23 protein-coding genes and 4 tRNA genes are annotated in these 24,515 nt (G+C 33.7%); 25 read left to right on the plus strand and 2 right to left on the minus strand.

The genetic code is table 11. The features are described from left to right. Positions 1–39: 39 nt before the first annotated feature. The 3 genes from QLQ95_RS13370 to QLQ95_RS13380 all read left to right on the plus strand — a co-directional run bounded on the left by QLQ95_RS13370 (position 40) and on the right by QLQ95_RS13380 (position 2,614). Positions 40–783, plus strand: coding sequence for a hypothetical protein (locus QLQ95_RS13370; protein WP_482500256.1), 744 nt, complete (start codon positions 40–42; stop codon positions 781–783). 5 nt (positions 784–788) lie between these two features. Next, positions 789–1,487, plus strand: a complete 699-nt coding sequence (gene lipB / locus QLQ95_RS13375; RefSeq protein ID WP_095928748.1) for a lipoyl(octanoyl) transferase LipB — start codon at positions 789–791, stop codon at positions 1,485–1,487. 275 nt (positions 1,488–1,762) lie between these two features. Beyond that, on the plus strand, positions 1,763–2,614 hold the full coding sequence (locus QLQ95_RS13380; protein WP_428238602.1) for a nuclear transport factor 2 family protein: 852 nt from the start codon (positions 1,763–1,765) through the stop codon (positions 2,612–2,614). A gap of 31 nt (positions 2,615–2,645) precedes the next feature. On the opposite strand, the gene QLQ95_RS13385 is transcribed toward QLQ95_RS13380, so the two are convergent. Then, positions 2,646–3,311, minus strand: coding sequence for a ribonuclease HII (locus tag QLQ95_RS13385; RefSeq protein WP_095928816.1), 666 nt, complete (start codon positions 3,309–3,311; stop codon positions 2,646–2,648). Between the two features lie 661 nt (positions 3,312–3,972). On the opposite strand from QLQ95_RS13385, the gene QLQ95_RS13390 reads away from it, so the two are divergent. The 7 genes from QLQ95_RS13390 (at position 3,973) to QLQ95_RS13420 (ending at position 14,611) form a co-directional block, all read left to right on the plus strand. After that, on the plus strand, positions 3,973–7,260 hold the full coding sequence (locus QLQ95_RS13390; RefSeq protein ID WP_482500257.1) for a SusC/RagA family TonB-linked outer membrane protein: 3,288 nt from the start codon (positions 3,973–3,975) through the stop codon (positions 7,258–7,260). Between the two features lie 3 nt (positions 7,261–7,263). After that, on the plus strand, positions 7,264–8,778 hold the full coding sequence (locus tag QLQ95_RS13395) for a SusD/RagB family nutrient-binding outer membrane lipoprotein (protein WP_320492925.1): 1,515 nt from the start codon (positions 7,264–7,266) through the stop codon (positions 8,776–8,778). Between the two features lie 230 nt (positions 8,779–9,008). After that, positions 9,009–10,994 (plus strand): putative porin, encoded by a 1,986-nt coding sequence (locus tag QLQ95_RS13400; RefSeq protein ID WP_320492926.1) that lies wholly within the window; start codon positions 9,009–9,011, stop codon positions 10,992–10,994. Between the two features lie 46 nt (positions 10,995–11,040). Beyond that, the gene (locus QLQ95_RS13405; RefSeq protein WP_320492927.1) at positions 11,041–12,402 is read left to right on the plus strand and encodes a pyridoxal-phosphate dependent enzyme; all 1,362 of its coding nucleotides are present in this window, start codon (positions 11,041–11,043) and stop codon (positions 12,400–12,402) included. A 79-nt stretch (positions 12,403–12,481) separates the two neighbouring features. Then, positions 12,482–12,964: a 3'-5' exonuclease gene (locus tag QLQ95_RS13410; RefSeq protein WP_482500258.1), complete on the plus strand. Its 483-nt coding sequence runs from the start codon at positions 12,482–12,484 to the stop codon at positions 12,962–12,964. A 75-nt stretch (positions 12,965–13,039) separates the two neighbouring features. Then, positions 13,040–14,311 carry a DUF2851 family protein gene (locus QLQ95_RS13415; RefSeq protein ID WP_482500259.1) on the plus strand — a complete coding sequence of 424 codons (1,272 nt, stop codon included), beginning with the start codon at positions 13,040–13,042 and terminating at the stop codon, positions 14,309–14,311. Positions 14,312–14,383: 72 nt separating this feature from the next. Next, positions 14,384–14,611, plus strand: a complete 228-nt coding sequence (locus QLQ95_RS13420; RefSeq protein ID WP_008466940.1) for a PspC family transcriptional regulator — start codon at positions 14,384–14,386, stop codon at positions 14,609–14,611. 51 nt (positions 14,612–14,662) lie between these two features. On the opposite strand, the gene QLQ95_RS13425 is transcribed toward QLQ95_RS13420, so the two are convergent. Further along, the gene (locus tag QLQ95_RS13425) at positions 14,663–16,129 is read right to left on the minus strand and encodes an APC family permease (protein ID WP_095928756.1); all 1,467 of its coding nucleotides are present in this window, start codon (positions 16,127–16,129) and stop codon (positions 14,663–14,665) included. A gap of 263 nt (positions 16,130–16,392) precedes the next feature. On the opposite strand from QLQ95_RS13425, the gene QLQ95_RS13430 reads away from it, so the two are divergent. The 15 genes from QLQ95_RS13430 to rplJ all read left to right on the plus strand — a co-directional run bounded on the left by QLQ95_RS13430 (position 16,393) and on the right by rplJ (position 24,506). Then, the gene (locus QLQ95_RS13430; RefSeq protein WP_482500260.1) at positions 16,393–17,280 is read left to right on the plus strand and encodes a ComEA family DNA-binding protein; all 888 of its coding nucleotides are present in this window, start codon (positions 16,393–16,395) and stop codon (positions 17,278–17,280) included. 13 nt (positions 17,281–17,293) lie between these two features. After that, positions 17,294–18,436: an acyl-CoA dehydrogenase family protein gene (locus QLQ95_RS13435; protein WP_482500261.1), complete on the plus strand. Its 1,143-nt coding sequence runs from the start codon at positions 17,294–17,296 to the stop codon at positions 18,434–18,436. A 213-nt stretch (positions 18,437–18,649) separates the two neighbouring features. Beyond that, the gene (gene rpsU, locus QLQ95_RS13440) at positions 18,650–18,844 is read left to right on the plus strand and encodes a 30S ribosomal protein S21 (RefSeq protein WP_026730435.1); all 195 of its coding nucleotides are present in this window, start codon (positions 18,650–18,652) and stop codon (positions 18,842–18,844) included. Positions 18,845–18,932: 88 nt separating this feature from the next. Next, positions 18,933–19,826: a tyrosine-type recombinase/integrase gene (locus QLQ95_RS13445; RefSeq protein ID WP_482500262.1), complete on the plus strand. Its 894-nt coding sequence runs from the start codon at positions 18,933–18,935 to the stop codon at positions 19,824–19,826. Between the two features lie 32 nt (positions 19,827–19,858). Then, positions 19,859–20,161: a ribosome hibernation-promoting factor, HPF/YfiA family gene (hpf, locus tag QLQ95_RS13450; protein ID WP_008466930.1), complete on the plus strand. Its 303-nt coding sequence runs from the start codon at positions 19,859–19,861 to the stop codon at positions 20,159–20,161. Positions 20,162–20,251: 90 nt separating this feature from the next. Further along, positions 20,252–20,325: transfer RNA gene (locus tag QLQ95_RS13455), tRNA-Thr, on the plus strand. Positions 20,326–20,385: 60 nt separating this feature from the next. After that, a tRNA-Tyr gene (locus QLQ95_RS13460) sits at positions 20,386–20,466 on the plus strand. Positions 20,467–20,553: 87 nt separating this feature from the next. Next, positions 20,554–20,625 (plus strand) — tRNA-Thr (locus tag QLQ95_RS13465). A gap of 55 nt (positions 20,626–20,680) precedes the next feature. After that, the gene (gene tuf, locus QLQ95_RS13470) at positions 20,681–21,868 is read left to right on the plus strand and encodes an elongation factor Tu (RefSeq protein WP_095928760.1); all 1,188 of its coding nucleotides are present in this window, start codon (positions 20,681–20,683) and stop codon (positions 21,866–21,868) included. Positions 21,869–21,923: 55 nt separating this feature from the next. Further along, positions 21,924–21,994: transfer RNA gene (locus QLQ95_RS13475), tRNA-Trp, on the plus strand. A gap of 18 nt (positions 21,995–22,012) precedes the next feature. Next, the gene (secE, locus tag QLQ95_RS13480) at positions 22,013–22,210 is read left to right on the plus strand and encodes a preprotein translocase subunit SecE (RefSeq protein WP_008466927.1); all 198 of its coding nucleotides are present in this window, start codon (positions 22,013–22,015) and stop codon (positions 22,208–22,210) included. 10 nt (positions 22,211–22,220) lie between these two features. Then, positions 22,221–22,772 (plus strand): transcription termination/antitermination protein NusG, encoded by a 552-nt coding sequence (gene nusG, locus QLQ95_RS13485; RefSeq protein WP_008466925.1) that lies wholly within the window; start codon positions 22,221–22,223, stop codon positions 22,770–22,772. A gap of 67 nt (positions 22,773–22,839) precedes the next feature. Next, the gene (rplK, locus tag QLQ95_RS13490; RefSeq protein ID WP_008466923.1) at positions 22,840–23,277 is read left to right on the plus strand and encodes a 50S ribosomal protein L11; all 438 of its coding nucleotides are present in this window, start codon (positions 22,840–22,842) and stop codon (positions 23,275–23,277) included. Between the two features lie 13 nt (positions 23,278–23,290). After that, complete coding sequence (gene rplA, locus QLQ95_RS13495; RefSeq protein ID WP_017496725.1) at positions 23,291–23,980, plus strand: 50S ribosomal protein L1; 690 nt, start codon at positions 23,291–23,293, stop codon at positions 23,978–23,980. A gap of 22 nt (positions 23,981–24,002) precedes the next feature. Next, positions 24,003–24,506 carry a 50S ribosomal protein L10 gene (gene rplJ, locus QLQ95_RS13500; protein ID WP_095928761.1) on the plus strand — a complete coding sequence of 168 codons (504 nt, stop codon included), beginning with the start codon at positions 24,003–24,005 and terminating at the stop codon, positions 24,504–24,506. Positions 24,507–24,515 lie beyond the last annotated feature (9 nt).

The raw sequence follows: 24,515 nt of genomic DNA on the forward strand, positions 1-24,515 counted from the left end.
AAAATAGTCTTTGTATCTTTGATAAAAAATAGAACATTAATGAAACTATATAAACTACTTAGTTTTTCTTTTTTACTAGCGACTTTAACTAGCTGTACTTTCACTGAGAATATTTACATAAACGATAACGGAACTGGGAAATTCTCTGTAGATATGGATGGTTCTGCTTTAATGGAAATGGCTGGTGATCAGATTGCTGGGCAAATGGGAGATAACAAAAAAGATATTGATACTACTTTTACTTTCAAAAAAGTGTTTGAAGAGAAAAAAGACAGTATTGCCAAGTTGTCGCCAGAAACACAAAAAGAACTTAAAAAACTGGAGAGTTATATTGTATCAACGAAAATAAGTTCGGAGAAAAAACAGTTTTTAATGAACATGTCGACTGATTTTAAAAATGTAAACGAACTTCAGGATATTTTGCAAACATTAGGGACACTGCAAAAATTAGAAGGAGGCGCAAATCCTATGGGAAGCGGTTTCGGAGATAATGGCAGTAAATTAAGTTATGCTTATGACGGAAAGAAATTTACAAGAAAAGCAGTAGTCGATGAGCAGAAAAAAGCAGCAAAGGCAAAAGATTCGGCGGGAGATATGTCTAAAATGATGTTTGCTTCGTCTAGCTATATTGTAAAGTATCACTTTCCAAAAAAAATTAAGAAAGTCTCTAACCCAACAGCTTTGTTTAGCGACGATCGAAAATCGATTACAATTCAATACTCTTTTACGGATTATATGGAGAATCCCGACAAACTGAACTTTGATGTTGAGTTTGAAAAATAATTAAAATGAACAAAAAAATCCAACTTCAGGATCTGGGCAATAAAGATTATAAATCGACTTGGGAATATCAAGAAGAAATCTTTAAGGATATAGTAGATTTAAAAATCAAGAACAGAAGAGAAGAACTAGATTTGCCAACGCCAAATTATTTACTTTTTGTTGAGCATCCGCATGTTTATACTTTAGGAAAAAGCGGTGATCTTGAAAATTTACTATTAAACGAAAAACAGCTCGAAGCCAAAGGGGCGACTTTTTATAAAATCAACCGAGGTGGAGATATTACCTATCACGGACCTGGACAAATTGTAGGTTATCCGATTTTAGATTTAGAAAACTTCTTTACCGATATTCATAAATACTTACGCTTATTAGAAGAATCCATAATTCTGACTCTGGCAGAATACGGATTAGAATCGGGCAGGAGTGAAGGCGAAACAGGAGTCTGGCTTGGTGCAGGAACTCCGTTTGCGCGTAAGATTTGTGCAATGGGCGTTCGCGCTTCACGCTGGGTAACCATGCATGGATTTGCCTTAAATGCAAATGTCGACTTAGGATATTTTGACAATATTATTCCGTGTGGAATTCGAGGAAAAGGCGTTACTTCTTTAAACGTTGAACTTGGCGTAGAAAAAGTAGATGAAGAAGAAGTAAAAGCTAAAATCATCAAACATTTAACTGAGCTGTTCGAAGCCGAATTTGTTTAAAAAAGAATTGCTAATAAAAAGGAACCCGTTTCAAACGTCGATTTTGAAACGGGTTTTTTATTTTGAGTGATGAATTGAATAGTAAATCAGGCTTGTTTTTTTAATAGAAAGCAGTTTTTTTCTTAAATTTATATTCAAAAAACGGAAAAACCATTTCGCAAAAGTTAAGATTTTGAAGGGATGGCAAATTCTATACTTCTTGTAGTTCTCTTAGCTATTTATGCTAAATTTGGTTTTGTACTATTAAATTTAAATTTCATTCTAACTGATTGCTTATGAGAAAAATCTACTTATTCTGTTTCCTTTTTGTGCTTAATGGTCTTTTTGCCCAAAAGAAAGATAAATTATATCCAGTCGCAGTTTATGAAAAAGTGTGGCAGGAAAAAAACAGCGATACCAGATTAAAGATGATTAAATCAATCTGGTTGGAAGATAGTACATTTGAAGACCCTTCGGCTTCTATAAAAGGAACTGTAGCGTTTAATAATGTTATCAACGAATTTTACAAGAAAAACCCAGATGCCGTTTTAACTTCGGGAGCCAAAATTGTAAAAGATAATTATGTAACCTGGGAATGGAAAATTTTCGATTCTAAAAATAACCTTATCATGGCTGGCCGCGACTTTGCGCGTTTGAATGGAAAAGGTCAAGTAAGTAAAATTATTGGTTTTTGGGATAAAGGAGCAGCTCCGTCTGAAGCGGATGTTTTGAAAAATCTGGAAGCTGATAATTTGAAAGTAATAGCAAAATATTACGAAAGTCTTTTTAAAACAAGAGACTTTGATGCACTAGGAACTTTAATTGCAGACGGAGCCGTTTATAATCAAGCTGTAGGTTTGCCTTATGGAGGAACGTATATTGGTTTTAGTGAATGGACTAAAATGTTTACAAAATCGACTGAGTTTTTTGATTTGCAAATAGAAAAAGAACCCGTTTATTTTAGTGACGCTTCTAAAAATGAAGTAATCATTTATTTTACGATAAACTGTAGATCTAAGAAATCAGGCAAAACAATGTCGGTTCCGATTTCAGAACATTTTGACCTGAAGGATGGTAAAATTACTGCCGTTAGGCCTTTTTATTACGATACAAAAACATTTGCAGAATTCTTAAAAAGTAAAAAATAAAAGAAAACGACCTATTTAATAGGTCGTTTTTTTATGGAAATAAATCGAGTTCTAATTGCTCGGGTAAAAGCCTAAAACTCATTCTGTGATATTTTGTGGTTCCAAATTCTTTGATGGCTTCACGATGTTCTTTGGTTGGATATCCTTTGTTCTGTTTCCAGTTGTACATTGGAAATTCTTCGTGAATTTGATCCATGTATTCGTCACGATACGTTTTTGCCAAAACAGACGCAGCGGCAATGCTTAAGTATTTCCCATCACCTTTTATAATGCTTTGATTCGGAATCGATTTTAAAAGAGCAATTTCATCGTTAGAAAACTGTTTTCCAAAATTATTTTTAAGACCGAGTTTAGCATTCAAAGAACGGTTTCCGTCAACAATAATAAATTCGGGAACGTGTTTTAGTTTTAAAATACATTCCTGCATTCCCTTCATCGAAGCATTTAAAATGTTTATTTCATCAATTTCGTCTGGAAACAAATGCGTAACGGCAAAACATAGGGCTTCTTTTTCTATAATAGGTCTTAAAAGCGCTCTTGTTTTTTCAGAAAGCTGCTTACTGTCATTCAGAATTTTATTTTCAAAATTTTCGGGTAAAATTATGGCAGCGGCAGTAACTGGGCCAGCTAGACATCCTCTTCCGGCTTCATCAGTTCCAGTTTCTAAAACAAATCCTGAGAAATTTTTTTCGAGCATTTTTTTAGGTTTTAAAAAGGCAAATATTGTACTTTTTTTTCTAAAAAGCATTAAATAGATCCAAAGGAATACAATCTATAGTTGCTTTTTTAGAGTGATCCTATCAAGGAGTAATACGGTTAGAAATTACGCTATTTTTCAAATTGACTATAAGTCTGCGATATTGGTTAAAAACCCGTGAAAACACTTGATTTTTATGATTTTTTTTATGAAATGGATAATTGGTGATTTTCTAAAAATGGCTTCGAAAAAGATAAAATCACGGTTTTTTGCAACTTGGAAGAATTGATTTACAATTTATTACGATTTGGGAACGAAAAGCAAATTAAAAATTTGTCAAATACAACATTTTCAGTCAAGAATGTTTTATTTAATCGACTTTCTTGTAAGATTATACTTTGTTTTATTTTGTTTTTTCGTCTGTTTTTTTAAGAAAAGCGCCATCTTAAATGTTAAATAAATGTTAATTTATTGATTGAAAAAATTGCAGTATTTTATGCTTAAAATTATGTATTGAGTTGTTTTTGCGTTAATTAACTATTCATTAACAAGTATATGTTAAAGAAATATTAAAAAAATGTTAGAGAAAGACCGTGAGTTGCATTGTTCTTTTAAGAAAATATTAAGATGTTTGCGACATACTAATTCAAAATTTTTAAAAATGAAACTAAAGTTAAATGGATTCTTAGTGCTTTTGGTGGCGCTGATTACGCAACTAACCTTTGCGCAAGAAAGAACTGTTTCGGGTATAGTTTCCGATAATGCAGGAATGCCTCTTCCAGGTGTGAGTGTATTAGTTAAGGGAACTAAAAGCGGAACGCAAACAGATTTTGATGGAAAATTCTCTATCAAAGCAACATCAAGCGAAGTCTTGGTTTTTACGTACATCGGAATGAAAACGCAAGAAGTTGCAGCTAGTTCTACAACATTAAGTGTAAAATTAACTAGCAATACTACAGAATTAGAAAGTGTTGTTGTTACTGCATTAGGTATTAAGAGAGAGAAAAAAGCTCTTGGATATTCGACTCAGGAATTAAAAGGAGAAGATTTAGTTGGTGGTACTACTGGCGCAAACTTCCTTAACGATCTTTCTGGTAAATCTGCTGGGGTATATATTAGAAAAAATACAAACTTTGGAGGATCTACAAACGTAGTTTCAAGAGGTGTTAAAAACCTTACTGGAAATAACCAAATGCTTATTGTTATTGATGGTATGCCTATTAATAACTCGAATGTAAATTCAAGCAATGGATCACAAACAGCTGGAGCACGTAATACTTATGATTACGGTAATGCTGGTATGGATATTAATCCAGATGATATTGAAACATTAAATATTCTTAAAGGTGCTGCAGCATCTGCTTTATACGGGTTTCAAGCTGGTAATGGTGTAATCATGATTACTACTAAAAAAGGAAAAGCTCAAAAAGGTATGGGAGTTACTATATCAAGTGAGTTTGGTGTTGGTTCAGTTGATAAAAATACTTTCCCTGTTTACCAAAACAAATATGGACAAGGTTATGGGCCAACTTATAAGACTGATGGAACTCCTAATGGAATTCCAGTTGGACCAACAGGAGCGTTTTTTGTTATGGATAAAAATGGCAACCAAGTAGTAAGTACTACAGATGATGCTTCTTACGGTGTTGCGTTTGATCCAAATCTTTCTGTTCTTACTTGGGAATCTTATACTCCATATTCTTCAAAATACGGACAAAAATCTCCATGGGTTGCTGCTAAAAATGGTCCTATTACATTTTTTCAAACAGCTCAAACATTCAATAACTCAATCTCTTTTGAAGGTGGTTCAGATAAAAGCAATTTTGTTATCAACTACAACAACTATAAAGAGAATGGTATTTTGCCAAATAGTGAATTGAGAAAAAATAACGCAAGTATTAAATTCAACCACAAATTAACAGATAAATTATCTGCAAGTGTTTTTGCTAATTATTTAGCACAAACTACGCAAGGTAGAAATACTACTGGTTATGGTGGTGATAACGTTGCTGGTTTATTCCGTCAATGGTGGGGAACTAACGTAGATATTCAATCTCAAAAAGAAGTTTTCCAAAATTCAGGAGGACAAAATATTTCTTGGAACATGGCAGATCCTGCTAATGGAAATACAAGCCCTAAATATTGGGATAACCCATATTTTACAAGATATAAAAACTACCAAACAGATGAAAGAAATCGTTTCATCGGTTATGGTCAGTTAGATTATAAATTTACAGATTGGTTAAATGCTACAGGAAAAATTAGTACAGATTCTTATTCAGAATTACGTGAAGAGAGAAAAGCTGTAGGATCTTTGGCTGGAACATTTGGAATTAACCGTTTGGCTGTTGGTTCAGGATACCAAAAATATACAGGTATGTTCTCTGAGCAAAACTATCAGTTTACATTAAACTTCAATAAAAAACTTAATGATGATTTTTCATTAACAGGTTTAGTTGGTTATAATGCTTTAAGAACTAGACGTACATCTACATTAGCTTCTACAGATGGAGGACTTATTATCCCTGGAATCTATGCATTATCAAATTCAGTAAATGCTTCTCCATTCCCAATCGAGGTTGAAGACAATACAGCTGTAAATAGTGTTTACGCATCTGCTTCGGTAGGATTTAGAGATTTCCTTTACTTAGAAGGAACTGTACGTAATGATGCATTCTCTCAGTTGCCACAAGACGACAATGATGTTAATACATTCTCTGTTTCTGGAAGTTATGTTTTCACAAAACATATTAATGCTCCATGGTTAAGTTTCGGTAAATTAAGAGCGAGTTATGCTGAAAACCCACAAGGAAGTATCGATTCTTATGCATTGCAAGATGTATTTACTAAATTCAACCCATTTGGATCAAACCAACTTTATTCAAGACCAAACATTGCTAATAATCCAGAATTGCACCCTGTTAAAACTAAATCTCAAGAACTTGGTTTAGAGATGCAATTCCTTGACAGAAGAGTAGGTTTTGACGTGAGTGTTTACAAAAGTTTAAGTGAAGACCAAATCTTTCCAGTAGATTATTCTACTGCAACTGGTAACTCTTCTAGATACGTAAACGCGGGATCTGTAGAAAATAAAGGTGTTGAGGTAATCTTCAATGTAACTCCTGTAAAAACAAATGATTTCCAATGGGATATTAACGTAAACTGGTCTAAAAATGAGAATACAGTTGTAGATTTAACACCAGGTGTTGATGTTTTAACAATTGGTACATTACAAGGAGGAGTTAGTATCGTTGGTACTAAAGGACATGCTTACGGAGATATTCTTGGAAAAGATTTCATCTACAGTGCAGACGGACAAAAAGTAACTAAAAACGGAGTGTATTTACAAACAGCAACTACTAATAATGTAATTGGTAACGTTACTCCAGATTGGATTGGCGGTGTTCGTAACAAATTTACTTACAAACAAATCTCTTTAGGTTTCTTAATTGATGTTCAAAAAGGTGGAGATATTTTCTCTCTTGATCAATATTATGGACAAAGCTCTGGTTTATTTACTTCTACAGCAGGAAACAACGAACTTGGAAACCCTGTAAGAAATACACTTGCTAATGGTGGAGGTGTTATCTTGCCTGGAGTAAATGAAGATGGAACTCCTAATGCTACAAGAACACCAAGTCCTGAAGTAGCTGGAAGTATCTATGGTTACAATAATAATCCACAAAAAGCATTTGTTTACGATGCAAGTTATGTGAAATTAAGAGAGGTAAGCATTACTTATAGTTTCCCTAAACAATTTATAGCTAAAGCAGGTTTGAATGATTTACGTCTTTCTTTAGTAGGTTCTAACTTATGGATCATCAGTAAAAATCTTCCAGATGCAGATCCAGAAAGTGGTATAAGTTCAGGTAACTTATCATCAGGTTATTCAGGAGGTTCACTTCCGACAACAAGAAATATTGGTTGTAACCTAACATTAAAATTTTAAATCATGAAAAAAGTACTTTTATTAATGTCTGTGGTAGGTATGATGGTTTCGTGCAGCCAGGACATTACAGATATGAATGTTGATCCGAAAAGACCAACAACAACCAAAGCGGAATTTTTGTTTACCAATGCTGAGAAGAAATTAGTCGATCAAATGGTTAGTACTAGTGTGAATAATAACGTTTTTAGATTATTTGCACAGCAATGGACAGAGACTACTTATCCAGATGAGAGCCAGTATAACATTACAAACAGAAAAATTCCAGATACGCACTTTTTGGTTTTGTATAGAGATGTTTTAGCCGATTTTCATGATTCAAGAGTTATGATTGCAGCAACAACTCCTGCAACTCCTGCTGATGAAGCGATTAAGCAAAATAAATTAGCGCTTATCGATATTTTAGAAGCTTACGCTTATAGTGTATTGGTAGATACTTTTGGAAACGTTCCTTATTCACAAGCAATTGATATTCAAAAATATCCTTTACCGGCTTATGATGACGCAAAAACGATTTACCAAGATCTTATTAAAAGATTAAGTGCATCTGCTGCAGTTTTAAAAGCAAATAGTACAGTGGCTAACTTTGGTGCTGCAGATATTATCTATTCTGGTAATGCGGCAAGTAATGCAAAATGGGCAAAATTTGCTAACTCATTAATCATTAGAATGGCAGTTAATATGTCTGATATTGATCCAGCTTATGCAACTACTCAAGTTCAGGCAGCTCTTGCTTCTGGTGCTTTAGCTAGTAATGCTGATAATACAAAATTGACTTATTTAACTACATCAGGAAATCAAAATCCATTGTATGCTGATTTGGTAACTAGTCAGAGATTTGATTTTATTCCTGCTGAGCCTTTTGTTTCTGCTATGGATGCTATTGTTCCTGGTGGTGACCCAAGGATGCCTAAATATTTTACTAATTTAACTGCTCCAGCTCCAGTTATTCCTGCAGGAAGAACATTTACTGGTGGTACTTATGGTTCGGCAAATGTTTACACAGCTTATTCGCAAATTACGTCTACATTAAACAATCCAGTTTTTCCAGGAACTATCTTTGATTTTGCTGAGTTGAATTTCTTATTAGCAGAAGCTGCTGAGAAAAGCTTAATTCCAGGTGGTTCTGCTCAGGCAAAAGTATACTATGATGCAGGTATTAAAGCTTCTATGGCAGACTGGGGAGTAACTAGTGCTACAGCTATTGACGCTTATATTGCAAGCCCAAAAGTAGATTACAACAATGCTTTGAGTGGAGCAACATATAAAGAAAAAATTGGTACTCAAGCATGGTTTGCTCTTTATAACAGAGGATACGAAGCATGGACATCGTACAGAAGATTGGATTTCCCTGTGTTAAAAGCGCCTCAAGCAGCTATTAACAAACTTATTTTTACTGTTCCTGTTAGATATACTTATCCAGGTGTAGAAGCAAGTATTAATAAAACAAATTATATTAAAGCATCTGCTGATATTGGAGGAGATTTATTAAATACTAAATTGTTCTGGGATAAATTCTAATCTTTAGAATATAATCTATATCAATAAATTATACCCAGTTTGGGAATAAGAATAATAAATATTTTGATTTTTTTTGAGAGCCCCGTATACTTTTGTATACGGGGTTTTCGTTTTCAAAATTCCAAAACGATCCTAGCTTCATATTATATATTATGTTTTTTCGTTTATACCTTTTTATATTACCTTTGCTTAGCAAATTTTGTCAAAATAAATTTATACAAAGCCATCAAATGAGAATATTCATTTTTTTATATCTATTAGTTGTTCCAACTTTATTGTTTTCGCAAGAAAAAAAAACTGCTTCTAAAAATAATTTAGATATGAATACAGAATATTCAAGTGTCACTGATACCGTAAAAAAGAAAAAACAAAAGATTGCAACCATAGATCAGTATAAAATTGTCACTTTAGAACATGATACTATTTATGCAGATACGTCGCTAACTCTTAAAAGTGCTTATAGACAAAATCATTTAAGAAAAGATCTTTTTGGTCTTATGGAGTTTTCTAATATCGGACAGCCTTTAAATACACTTCAATACAGTTTGACAAGTTTTTCTCCGTATCCTGAAATTGGTTTTAGCGGAAAGCATTCTAACTATATGCAAGCAGATCAAATTAGATATTATTCTGTTGCAACGCCTTTTACAGAATTGTTTTTTAATACTACAATAAAAAAAGGACAGAATGTAGATTCTTTTATCACATTAAATGTCTCTAAAAATCTTAATTTCTCGATTGCATATAAAGGTTTAAGATCTGAAGGAGATTATAATAATCAATTGGTTAGTGCCGGTAATTTAAGAATTACAACCAGTTATGCCACAACTAGCAAACGATATGCGATAAATGCACATTTTACAAATCAGGATATTTTGAATGAGGAAAATGGCGGTATAACAAACGATGCTGATTTTGAAAGCGATAATGATGACTATAAAAACAGGCAAAGATTACAGGTTTATTTAACCGATGCAGAATCGTTCTTAAAAGGAAGAAGATTGTTTTTTGATCATGCTTTTAGAGTGAATCCAACTGATGGAAGTAATAATTTATACCTTACACATCAATTTAATTATGAGTATAAAGATTACGAATACAAGCAGCCAACTGTAATTTCTACAGTAACTGCAAATGATGGAACAACTAGTCGAGTGCAAAGATTTGGTGAGTCGTATGCGGCAAGCAATATTAACGATCAAACTAAATATGAAAGACTTTATAATAAAGTTGGAGCAGCTTACGAAAATTCGCTGTTAGGTAAATTTATATTTTTTGTTGACGATTATAGATCTAATTATAGGTATAACAGAATTATTGTTGATGCAGCTGGAAACGCCGTTCCAGACAATTTGTATTTACAGTTTAACAATTTTGGTGCTCAGTACGAATATCAGAAAAACAAATGGAATGGTCGATTTTTATATTCAAGATCAATCACTAATGAATCGCTTTCCGATTTAGATGCTAAATTACGTTATGATATGAGCGATGAAATTAAGTTTGATTTTAGATATCGCAACATCAATAAACTGCCTAATAACAATTATAACTTATACCAAAGTAGTTGGATTTCGTACAATTGGTCAAATGATTTTAAAAACGAAAAAATTAATTCGTTAAGTGCAGAAATTACAACTCCGTGGCTAACAGGACAAGTTCAATATACGGTATTAAAAGATCATTTGTACTTTACAGATGTAGCGACCGATGCACAAAAAGCGGCTAATATACAGATCGTTAATCCAATGCAGTACGGAAATGTGATTAATTATTTAGAGATAAAGGCTAGTAGAGAATTCAAATTTGGACCTTTTGCATTAGATAATACACTTTTGTATCAAAAAGTAGATCAGTCAGATTTAGTTTTAAATGTACCAGATTTTGTAACTAGAAATACATTCTATTATTCGAATCATTTCTTTAAAAAAGCATTATTCATGCAAACAGGTCTTGTCTTTAATTATCTAACGAAATATTATGGAGATGATTATAATCCTGTTATTGCAGAATTTTTTGTACAGCAAGACAAGAAAATCGGTGGTTTTGCAACATTCGATTTCTTTGTGAATGCCAGAATACGCCAGACACGTTTTTATTTAAAAGCGGAACATTTTAATGCTTTGTTTTCGCAAAGTAATTATTATTCAGCGCCTCATAATCCGTATCGTGATTTTGTACTGCGTTTTGGTCTGGTTTGGAATTTCTTCCAATAAAAACTGGCTTTTTTTATTTCGAACCACTAAATAAACTTAAATAAAAATGGACTTTTCAAATAATATTTTAGAAACAATTGGTAATACACCATTGGTAAAACTCAACAAAATTGTTGCTGAAATTGATGCGTTAGTATTGGCAAAAGTCGAAACCTTTAATCCGGGTAATTCTGTAAAAGACAGAATGGCTGTAAAAATGATTGGAGATGCAGAGGCAGATGGCCGACTTAAACCTGGAGGAACTATTATTGAAGGAACTTCAGGAAATACGGGAATGGGACTTGCACTTGTGGCAATTGTAAAAGGCTACAAACTAATTTGTGTGATCTCAGACAAACAGTCTAAAGAAAAAATGGATATTCTTCGTGCTGTTGGAGCAAAAGTTGTTGTTTGTCCTACAGATGTTGAGCCTACAGATCCACGTTCCTATTATTCGGTTTCAAAGCGTTTAGCAGAAGAAACACCAAATTCTTGGTATGTCAATCAGTACGATAACATGTCAAATTCGTTGGCGCATTATGAGCAAACTGGACCTGAAATTTGGAAACAGACGGAAGGAAAAATTACACATTTTGTTGTGGGAGTTGGAACAGGAGGAACTATTTCTGGAGTTGGAAAATATTTGAAAGAACAAAATCCAAATATTAAAATCTGGGGAATTGACACCTATGGTTCTGTGTTCAAGAAATACCACGAAACTGGAATTTTCGACGAGAACGAAATCTACTCGTATATAACAGAAGGTATTGGAGAAGATATTTTGCCTAAGAATGTTGACTTTTCTCTAATTGATGGTTTTACAAAAGTAACCGATAAAGATGCTGCAGTCTACACTAGAAAGATTGCGCTTGAAGAGGGGATTTTTGTTGGAAATTCTGCAGGAGCTTGTATAAAAGGTCTGTTGCAGCTAAAAGAACATTTTAAACCAGAAGATGTTGTTGTGGTGTTATTTCACGATTCTGGAAGCCGTTATGTAGGTAAAATGTTTAACGATGACTGGATGCGCGAGCGCGGATTCTTAGAAGAAAACGTAACTAAGGCAGAAGACGTTATTAAAGATCATATTGATAAAGAATTAATCGTTGTTCGTACTGAAGAATTAGTTTCGCATGCAATCGAGCGTATGCGTAAATATAAAATTTCACAAATTCCGGTTGTTGATATCAATGGATTTGTGGGTTCTGTTGACGAAACAGATTTATTTAGAAGCTATGTTGCAGATAAAAACGTTGCCGAAAAACCAATTAAAGAAGTAATGGGCAAGCCTTTTCCAATTGTGAAACTAGGAACACCGATTGAAGAGGTTTCAAAGCTTTTTAGCAAAGAAAATGATGCTGTTTTGGTAGACTTAGGAAACGGACACCATCACATTATAACTAAATATGATATTATTGGCGCAATAAAATAAGTCTCTTATAAATATAAATAATCCATAAATCTTGTTGTTAAACAATTAGATTTATGGATTTGTCTTTTAAAATTAGAAAATGAATTTTACAGCTATAGATTTTGAAACTGCGACGGGATATCATCCGTGCTCTGTAGGTATTGTGACCGTCGAAAACGGAATTATTGTGGACGAATATGTGACTTTAATTAAACCACCAAATAACGAATATAATCCTTTTACGATTCGTGTTCATGGAATTTATCCTAAAGATACTATAAATGCAAAATCGTTCTTTCAGATCTATCCAGAGATTGAAATGAGGCTAAAAAATAAAGTTGTAGTAGCACATAACGAAAGTTTTGATCGAAATGTCTTAATGAAAACAATGCTTCTGCATGGCTTAAATTATGACGATTTAAATATTGCCACAAAGTGGGAATGCACGGTTAAAATCTACAAAGCAAAAGGCATAAAACCAACAAAATTAAGTGATTGCTGTCGAGAAATGAATATCCAGTTGAATCACCATGAAGCTTTGTCAGATGCTAGAGCTTGTGCTAAATTGTATATGCTTCGTTAAAAAAAATATTTTTGTAAGAATAATATTAAAAATTAATTACTTTTAGATTTTGTAATTCTACTATAAAATCTAAAAATGAAAGAAGACTTTCTTCATTATATCTGGAAATTCAAGAAGTTTGATTCTTTGAATTTAAAATCGGTTCAAGGCGAATTGATAACAATTCTTAAAACTGGCGATTATCTAGAACTTGCTGGGCCAGATTTTTTTAATGCTCACATAGAAATAGGAAACCAAAAATGGGCAGGCAATGTAGAGATTCATTTGAAATCTTCAGATTGGTATTTGCATAATCACGAGAAAGATCCTGCTTATAAAAATGTTATTCTCCATGTTGTTTGGGAAAACGACACGGCTATTTTTAGAGAAAACAATACCGAAATTCCTGTTTTAGTCCTTAAAGATTATGTTTCAAAAGAAATAATCGAAAATTATAAGGCATTGGTTTCTCCAAAGACTTGGATTTACTGCGAAAGGCAATTAAAAGACCTAGACAGATTTGTTTTTAAAAACTGGCAGGAAAGATTGTTTTTTGAGCGTTTAGAGCGTAAATCTAAATTTATTGCTCATTTATTGGAAGAAACCAATCAAGATTGGGAAGCGGTCTTATTTTGCCTTCTAGCGAAGAATTTCGGGCTAAATACGAACGGAAATTCGTTTCTGCAAATCTCGATGGCAATCCCGTTTTCGGTAATCAGAAAAGAAAGTTTTGAAATTGAAAATTTAGAAGCGCTCCTTTTTGGAACTGCTGGTTTATTTGAGGTTGAGAAAGAAGATGTGTATTATAAAGATTTAAAGTTTCGCTATTTTTATTTGTTGCATAAATATCAAATAGAAAAGACATATACAGAACCGCTCCAGTTTTTTAAACTCCGTCCGGATAATTTTCCAACAATTAGACTTTCTCAATTGGCGGCTTTATACCATAAACATCAAAATTTGTTTTCTAAGATTATCGAATTAAAATCAGTAGATGCTGTATATCGTTTACTAAGCGTGTCTGCAAGCTCGTATTGGCAAAATCATTACCAATTTGACAAAGAGAGTCCGAAGAAGTCTAAAACGCTTTCTAAGTCATTTATAGATCTCCTTATTATGAATACCATTATTCCGCTTCAGTTTACTTATTCGAATATTATGGGTGAATCCATTTCAGAAGATTTAATTGACTTTATGAATGAAGTTACTTCAGAGAAAAACGTCATTATGGACAAGTTTAATTCTTTTGGTATACAATCAAAAACTGCATTTGAAAGTCAGACGCTATTAGAACTTAAAAATGAATATTGCGAGCGCAAAGCTTGTCTAAAATGTGCTATCGGATTAGAGTTGCTTAAAAATAATTAGATAATTTGTACTTTTGTAATCCTGAGCAGTCAGGAATCTAAAAATCTAAAGTATTAAATCTAAAATATAGAAATGTCAGCAATTTTAAAACTTAAATTCTTTTTTGAAAAATATGGTTTCCATGTTTCTTCAAGACTAGCAGATAAACTCGGAATGCGTGTAACAAGCGTGCGATTGTTTTTTATCTACATTTCTTTTGTTACAGCGGGTTTAGGGTTTGGAGTCTACTTGACTCTCGCTTTCTGGATTCGCCTAAAAGATTTAATTCGATCAAAAAGAACATCGGTATTTGATTTATAAAAAAAAAGCTCCAAATTTAGATTTGGAGCTTTTTTTATGAAGTTGTATTTATTATTCTTCAGTAGGATTGTTAAGTTTAGATCTTTTCTTGCTATATCCAAAGTATACAATTATACCAATAATAAGCCATCCAAAAGATAATAACTGTGCATCTTTACTTAAATTAAAAATTAAATAAGAATTGATTGCAATTCCTAATACCGCAATAATTGGTAAAGCGGGAACTTTAAATGTTCTAGTTAATCCTGGTTGTTTTACTCTTAAAATCCAAACAGCAATACAAACCATTGTAAAGGCAAACAAAGTACCAAAACTGGTCATGTCAGCCAATTTGTTGATCGGTGTAAAGGCAGCAACTGTTGCGATAATAATTCCAAGAATCATTAAGTTTGTTTTTGGAGTTCCAGAAATAGGGTTTACTTTAGAGAATACAGATGGAATTAAACCGTCTTTAGACATTCCAAGGAAAATTCTAGATTGTCCCATGATCATTACCATTAATACTGAAACCAAACCAATAGTTGCGGCAACAGTAATAATAGAACCAGCCCAGCCTTGTCCTGCAATATCAAATGCATAAGCAACAGGAGCTTTGATAGCTTCAGGATATTTTCCTAGTGGATTAAAGTCTTGGTAATTCATCATTCCTGTTAATACTAAAGAAACAAGAATATATAAAGTAGTACAAATTAATAAAGAAGCAATAATTGCAAAAGGAACATCTTTTTTAGGATTAATAGCTTCTCCAGCTTGTGTAGAAACAGCATCGAAACCAACATAAGCAAAGAAAATAGCTGCAGCTCCAGAGATAATACCTCCAATTCCGTAAGCATTGTGCGTAGTTTCTTTTTCAATAATCTGAGTTGCTTCAGGAATAAACGGGCTCCAGTTTGCTGTATTAATAAAGAAAAGACCAGCAATAATTACAAAGATTACAGCAGATACTTTAAGAATAACAATTGCGTTATTTGCTTTAGCAGCGCTTTTTGTTCCTTTAATAAGCAATGAAATAACTAAAAGAACGATCAAGAAAGCTGGAAGATTCATAGAAAAACCTTCTCCTGTGTAGCTTGCAGGATCTGTAGTTAACCAATCAGGAAGGTGAATGTGAAATATTTTGAGCAATTTATTAAAGTATCCGGACCAGGAAACCGCTACAGTCATTGATCCCATTGCATACTCGAGAATTAGTCCCCATCCAATTATCCAAGCAAAAACTTCTCCAATTGTACCGTAGGCATAGGCATAAGCAGATCCCTCAACAGGTAAAATGGAAGCAAATTCAGAATAGCAAAGTGCTGCAAAAACACAAGCAATACCTGCGATTATAAACGAAATAGCTAATGCTGGTCCTGCATGATAATAAGCCCCAGTACCTGTAAGTACAAAAATTCCCCCACCGATAATGGCACCAACGCCAATGGCGGTAAGGCTCCATTTTCCTAGGACTCTCTTTAAATCACTTTTTTTCATATCGGCCTCAAAGGCAGATATAGGTTTAACTCTCCAAATTGACATATTATTTTATTGGTTTATTTGTTATTAAGTGCCAAATGTATTGTTTTTTGGAAAAAATAAAAACAATTATCATGTTTTAAGTTATAAAATCTTTGTTTTTTTTACGGTACTCGTAAGAAAGATTCTGTAAGTATTGATATTCATTAAATTAATTGGACTTTTATAAGAGATTCGATAATTTTTTAAAAGTTACTTTTCTTACTAATTTTCTTGATAAATTTGAAGGATTTTTCTTAAGTTGTTCTTCAAAAGTAATTTTAATCATGAATTTTAAGTCGTTAAACCAATATTTTCATTTTACAAAACAGCAGCGGATAGGTGTTTTCATTCTTTTTCTTATTATGATAGGACTGCAATTATTTTATTTTTTATCTGATTTCAATATTTCAGAGGCGAAAAACTCTGAAAGAGAGGAGTGGCTTGCGCTTCAGTCAGAAATTGATCAACAGAAATTAACTGAAAAAGATGTAAAACCAACTGTCTATCTTTTTAATCCTAATTTTATTTCAGATTATAAAGGATACAAACTCGGAATGTCTGTCGAAGAGATTGATCGTTTAATGGCATTTCGCAAAGAGAATAAATATGTAAACTCGGCAGAAGAGTTTCAGGCTGTCACTGGAGTCTCGGATTCTCTATTAAAGGAAATTTCTCCTTTGTTTAAATTTCCAGATTGGAAACAGAATAAAAAGAACTATAGTGTCGAGAAAAAAGAATTCATTGTAAAAAACTTTCCGAAAAAAGAAAAGTTAGAAATAATAAATATAAATGAGGCAACGCAAGAAGATTTGATGAAAATCTACGGGATAGGAGAAGGGTTGTCCTCGAGAATCTTGAAGCAGAAAGAAATCGTTGGATCATTTGTATCGATGGAGCAGATGAAAGAGATTTGGGGACTTTCGCCTGAAGTTATAAATGAACTAAATGCTCATTTTAAAGTTGTAATTCCCTCAAGCTTGAAGAAAATAAATGTAAATGACGCTTCATTAAAAGAATTGGCTCAATTTTCATACTTCAAATATGGACTAGCAAAACAAATTGTAACTTATAGAAGTATGAATGGAAATTTTAATAATATTGAGGATTTGGCAAAAATTAAAGATTTTCCTGTTGAAAAAGCAAAAATAATTAGTTTATATTTGGAGTTCTAAAAGAAACTAACTCATGAACTTTGATTACAACGAAACACAACTAATGATCGCACAGTCTATAAAAGACTTTGCAGAAAAAAATATTAGACCTTATATAATGGAATGGGATGAAGCGCAAATTTTTCCAATTCCGTTGTTTAAGCAACTTGGCGAAATGGGCTTCATGGGCGTTTTGGTTCCAGAAGAATATGGAGGTTCTGGTTTAGGTTATCACGAGTATATTACCGTAATAGAAGAGATTTCAAAAATAGATCCTTCAATCGGATTATCTGTCGCGGCACACAATTCTTTATGCACTAATCATATTTTGACTTTTGGAAACGAAGAACAAAAGAAAAAATGGCTTCCAAAATTGGCTACGGCCGAATTTATAGGCGCCTGGGGTCTAACAGAGCATAACACAGGCTCTGATGCTGGAGGAATGAATACGACGGCTGTTAAAGATGGAAATCATTGGATCGTAAACGGTGCAAAAAACTTTATTACACATGCTATTTCAGGAGATGTTGCAGTAGTGGTAGTGCGAACTGGTGAAAAAGGAGATTCTAAAGGAATGACAGCTTTTGTTTTTGAAAAAGGAATGAAAGGTTTTTCATCAGGTAAAAAAGAAAATAAATTAGGAATGAGAGCCAGTGAGACCGCTGAGCTGGTTTTTGATAATTGTCGCGTTCCAGATGAAAATAGATTAGGAGAAATTGGAGAAGGTTTTGTTCAGGCAATGAAAATTCTGGATGGCGGGAGAATCTCTATCGGAGCTTTGTCTCTAGGAATTGCAAAAGGAGCTTACGAAGCTGCATTGAAATATTCGAAAGAAAGACATCAGTTTGGGCAACCAATCAGTAGTTTTCAAGGAATCTCTTTTAAATTGGCAGATATGGCAACAGAAATTGAAGCTTCAGAATTACTATTGCATAAAGCTGCTTTCTTGAAACAAAAGCATAAACCAGTAACAACATCAGGAGCTATGGCAAAGATGTATGCTTCAGAGGCGTGTGTTAAAATCGCAAATGATGCAGTTCAAATTCATGGCGGTTATGGCTACACTAAAGACTTTCCAGTAGAAAAATTTTACAGAGACTCTAAATTGTGTACTATAGGAGAGGGAACAACCGAGATTCAAAAGGTTGTTATTTCGAGGAATTTGTTAAGAGAATAAAGAATAAAGAGTATAGAATTAAGAATTAAGAATTAAGAATTAAGAATTAAGAATTAAGAATTAAGAATTAAGAATTATATCTATATATCTCTCTTCTCTATATTCTTTTCTCTATACTCTTTTCTCTTTTTTAAAAATAATTCACAATTTATAATTCATAATTCATAATTAATATATACATTTGCAGCCTTAACGAGAGGAGGTGTCTATATTATGTTAATTATACCAATTAAAGACGGAGAAAATATCGATAGAGCATTAAAGCGCTATAAAAGAAAATTTGATAAAACAGGAACTGTTCGTCAATTAAGAGCACGTACTGCTTTTATTAAGCCTTCTGTTATCAAAAGAGCTCAAATCCAAAAAGCGGCTTACATTCAAGGCTTGAAAGATAGTTTAGAAAGTTAATATCAGCTTTTAGAAAATAATTACCGTTAGTGGTCAAAATGTTTTAATTTTGATGCTAACGGTTTTTTTATGCTTAATTTTTAGATTTATGAAAACGAATAAAGAGGCTTTTGCGGATTATCTTTTGCTGGAGAAAAAATACTCTCCACATACAGTTGAGGCTTACTTGAATGATGTGGTTTCTTTTGAAGTTTTTGTAAAAGAATCTTTTGATCAAGAAAGTATTGATTTGGTAAATTATAGTCAGGTCAGAAGTTGGATTGTCTTTCTGGTTGATCATAATATTTCTAATGTTTCGGTTAATAGAAAGATGGCTTCTTTAAAAGCTTTTTATAGATTTCTTTTAAAGACAAAGCAGATCGAAGTTAATCCGATGCTGAAGCATAAGTCTTTAAAGACTCCGAAAGTGGTTCAGGTTCCTTTTTCGGAAAAAGAGTTGAAAGATTTACTTGCTACAATAGAGGTTCCGGTTGATTTTGAAGGAATTCGGGATAAGCTTATTGTGGAAATGTTTTATGTGACAGGAATGCGTCGGGCGGAGTTAATTCATTTGATGATTAAAAATGTCGATCGCTCAAATAACACGATTAAGGTTTTAGGGAAAAGAAATAAAGAGCGCATTATTCCAATTTTGCCGATTATTGCGGATCAAATCGATTCGTATGTGAAGGAAAGAGATAGTTTGGAAAGTTTGATGGATTGTGACTATTTTTTCGTTTCAAAAAAAGGGTTAAAATTGAGCGAATCTTTTGTTTATCGTTTAATAAATTCATACTTTAGTAGGGTCTCAGAAAAGGTGAAAAAAAGTCCGCATGTGCTTCGTCATACTTTTGCAACTCACTTATTGAACAATGGGGCAGATTTGAATTCAGTTAAAGAATTGCTAGGGCATTCTAGTTTGGCGTCTACACAGATTTATACTCATAATAGTTTGGCGGAACTTAAAAAAGTGTATAAAGATGCGCATCCTAGAAATAAATAGTGGTTCTAAATGTTAACCCTAAAATTTTTATTATGAAGGTAGATGTTCATGCAGTTAATTTTACTGTCGACAGAAAATTAGTCGATTTTATCCAAGAAAGAATGGGTAAGCTAGAGAAATACTACGATCGAGTGGTTTCATCAGATGTTTTTTTAAAAGTTGAAAGAACGAGTGATAAAGAGAATAAAGTGGTGGAAATAAAGATTAATGTTCCTGGTGATGATTTTTTGGTGAAAAAACAGTGTAAAACATTTGAAGAAGCTGTTGAGCTTTCGGCAGAATCGCTAGAACGTTTACTTGTAAAAAGGAAGGAAAAAATTAGAGCACACATTTAATTGAAATTTTTTTCAAAAAATGTTTTGATTAAAAGATAAAATACCTACATTTGCAGTCCGTTAGAAATAGCGGACTTTTTTAATGTATTCGCCGATGTAGCTCAGCTGGCTAGAGCAGCTGATTTGTAATCAGCAGGTCGTGGGTTCGAGTCCCTCTATCGGCTCAATAAATTTCAAATGCGATTTGAAATTGGTTCTTTAAAATGATGGAATTTTAAAACTATGGGGAGATACTCAAGCGGCCAACGAGGGCAGACTGTAAATCTGCTGTGTGAACTTCGCAGGTTCGAATCCTGCTCTCCCCACTAAAAAGAAGTTGGAGTTTTATATTGTAAGTTTTAGATTAATAAAGTCTGAAATTTAAAATTTGAATTCTAAACTCAGAACTCTCTGCCGGTGTAGCTCAGGGGTAGAGTGCTTCCTTGGTAAGGAAGAGGTCTCGGGTTCAAATCCCGACATTGGCTCAAGTAAGTAGGAAATTGAAAATTAATATATAACTAAGATTAAAAATTAAGTAAAATGGCAAAGGAGAATTTTAATCGTTCCAAACCGCACTTAAACATAGGTACAATTGGACACGTAGATCACGGAAAAACTACATTAACTGCTGCAATTACAAAAGTATTGTCAGATGCTGGTTACTGTCAAGCAAAATCGTTTGATCAAATCGATAACGCTCCAGAGGAGAAAGAAAGAGGTATTACTATTAATACATCACACGTAGAGTACGAAACTGCTAACCGTCACTACGCTCACGTTGACTGTCCAGGTCACGCGGATTACGTAAAGAACATGGTTACTGGTGCTGCTCAAATGGACGGAGCTATCTTAGTAGTTGCTGCTACAGATGGTCCAATGCCACAAACTCGTGAGCACATCCTTTTAGGTCGTCAGGTTGGTATTCCAAGAATCGTTGTTTTCATGAACAAAGTGGATATGGTTGATGATGCTGAGTTATTAGAGCTTGTTGAAATGGAAATTAGAGATTTATTATCTTTCTACGAATATGATGGAGATAATGGTCCTGTTGTTCAAGGTTCTGCTTTAGGTGGATTGAACAATGATCCTAACTGGGTTCCTAAAATTATCGAATTAATGGAAGCTGTTGATGCTTGGATCGAAGAGCCAGTACGTGACGTTGCTAAACCATTCTTGATGCCAGTTGAGGACGTATTTACAATTACAGGTCGTGGAACTGTTGCTACAGGTCGTATCGAAACTGGAGTTGCTAACACTGGAGATCCTGTTGAAATCATTGGTATGGGAGCTGAAAAATTAACTTCTACTATTACAGGAGTTGAGATGTTCCGTAAAATCCTTGACAGAGGTGAAGCTGGAGATAACGTAGGTTTATTGTTAAGAGGTATTGATAAAGCTGATATCAAAAGAGGTATGGTTATTATTAAGCCAGGTTCAGTAAAACCACACGCTAAATTCAAAGCTGAGGTTTATATCTTGAAAAAAGAAGAAGGTGGACGTCATACTCCATTCCACAATAACTACCGTCCACAGTTCTACGTACGTACAACTGACGTAACAGGAGTTATTACTTTACCAGAAGGAGTAGAGATGGTAATGCCAGGAGATAACTTAACAATCAATGTTGCTTTATTAAGCCCAATCGCTATGAACGTAGGTTTGCGTTTTGCTATCCGTGAAGGTGGTAGAACAGTTGGAGCTGGTCAGGTTACTGAAATTGTAGAGTAATTCTATAAAATAAATAAAAAAGCCAGTGATTATTTTTTAATCACTGGCTTTAATTACGGACGTAGTTCAAGGGTAGAATAGCGGTCTCCAAAACCGTTGATGGGGGTTCGAATCCCTCCGCCCGTGCAATAAAAAATATATCAAATGACAAAAGTTACTAATTATTTATCAGAGGCTTTCGAAGAGTTAAAGTCAAATGTTACTTGGCCAGCTTGGGCTGAAGTACAGAAATTGACAATTGTTGTGGCTGTATTTTCGATCTTATTCGCTTTGGCAACTTGGGGAGTAGACGAATTTTTTGCAAAAGCTTTGGCTGGATTTTTTAACTGGTTAAAAGGATAATTTTTTTGTGATGGCAGATAATAATGTGAAAAAATGGTACGTAGTTAGAGCAGTTAGTGGTCAAGAGAATAAAGTGAAAGCTTATATCGAGACTGAGATTGCGAGATTAGGTATGGAGGATTATGTTTCTCAGGTTTTGGTTCCTACTGAAAAAGTAGTTACTGTAAAAGATGGGAAAAAATCATCTAAGGATAAAGTTTACTTTCCTGGATATGTTATGATTGAAGCTAACTTAGTTGGTGAAATCCCTCATATTATTAAGTCAATTACTAGTGTTATTGGGTTTTTAGGAGAAACTAAAGGTGGAGAACCTGTTCCTTTAAGACTTTCTGAAGTGAACCGTATGTTAGGTAAAGTAGATGAGTTGGCTGTAAATACAGATACTCGTTCTATTCCATTTAGTGTTGGTGAAACAGTTAAGGTTATTGATGGACCTTTCAATGGATTTAATGGATCTGTTGAGAAAATCAATGAAGAAAAGCGTAAACTTGAGGTAATGGTTAAGATTTTCGGAAGAAAGACTCCATTGGAATTGAGCTTTATGCAAGTTGAAAAAGTATAATTTTTTGTTACACTATAATAAACCATTGTAATCGCTTCCATTGATTACAGTGATAAATTTTTTAAAAATGGCTAAAGAAATTAGTAAGGTAGTTAAACTACAAGTTAAGGGAGGTGCTGCGAACCCGTCGCCACCGGTTGGACCTGCTTTAGGAGCTGCTGGGGTTAATATCATGGAGTTTTGTAAGCAATTTAATGCTAGAACTCAGGATAAACCTGGCAAAATTTGTCCAGTGCAAATCACTGTGTACAAAGACAAATCATTCGATTTTGTTGTTAAGACTCCTCCAGCAGCAGTTCAGTTAATGGAAGCTGCAAAGCTAAAATCTGGTTCTGGTGAGCCTAATCGTAAAAAAGTAGCTAGCGTTACTTGGGAACAAATTAGAACTATTGCTGAAGACAAAATGCCAGACTTAAACGCTTTCACAATTGAGAAAGCTATGAGTATGGTTGCTGGAACAGCTAGATCTATGGGTATAACTGTATCAGGAGATGCTCCTTTTTAATTAAGAAAAAGAAATGGCAAAATTAACAAAAAAGCAAAAAGAGGCTGCTTCAAAAATTGAAAAGAACAAATTATACTCTCTAAAAGATGCTGCGGCATTATTGAAAGTTGTTGCTTCTGCAAAATTTGATGAGTCTGTTGATATCGCAGTTCGTTTGGGTGTTGATCCAAGAAAAGCGAATCAAATGGTAAGAGGTGTAGTTACATTACCTCATGGAACTGGTAAAGATGTTAAAGTATTAGCATTAGTTACTCCAGATAAAGAAGCGGAAGCTAAAGAAGCTGGTGCAGACTATGTAGGTCTTGACGACTATTTACAAAAAATTAAAGACGGTTGGACAGATGTTGATGTTATCATCACTATGCCAGCTGTTATGGGTAAATTAGGTCCATTAGGTCGTATTTTAGGACCTAGAGGTTTAATGCCAAACCCTAAAACAGGTACTGTAACTATGGATGTTGCAAAAGCTGTTGCAGAGGTTAAAGCTGGTAAAATTGACTTTAAAGTTGATAAAACTGGTATCGTACACGCAGGAATCGGTAAAGTTTCTTTTGGAGCTGAGCAGATTGTTGACAACGCACACGAAATTATTCAAACATTAATAAAACTTAAACCAACTGCTGCTAAAGGTACATACATTAAAGGTATTCACCTTACAAGCACTATGAGTCCTGCTATCGCATTAGACCCAAAGGCAGTATAATTGGTAGTTAAAAATTTTTAGTATGACTAGAGAAGAAAAATCAATCGCGATTGAAAATTTAACTGCGCAGTTAGCTGGTACAAATATCATTTACATATCTGATATTTCTGGTTTAAACGCAGAGACAACTTCAAACTTACGTAGAGCTTGTTTTAAAGCAGGTATTAAATTAGAAGTTGTAAAGAACACTTTGCTTGCAAAAGCAATGGAAGCTTCTGCTAATGATTATGGTGATTTACCTACAGTTTTGTCAGGTAACAGTGCTATCTTTATTTCTGATGTTGCTAACGCACCTGGGAAAATTATCAAAGATTTCCGTAAGAAATCTGATAAACCAGTTTTAAAAGGAGCTTACATCAATTCTGAAGTATATATTGGAGACAACCAATTAGATGCATTAGCAACTATTAAATCTAAAGAAGAGTTACTTGGAGAACTTATTGGATTATTACAATCTCCAGCTCAAAGAATTATTTCTGCTTTACAAAACAAATTCGCAGGTAGCGAAGAAGAAACTGAAGCATAATAATCAAAG

The sequence above is a fragment of the Flavobacterium sp. B330r genome, assembly GCF_056824325.1.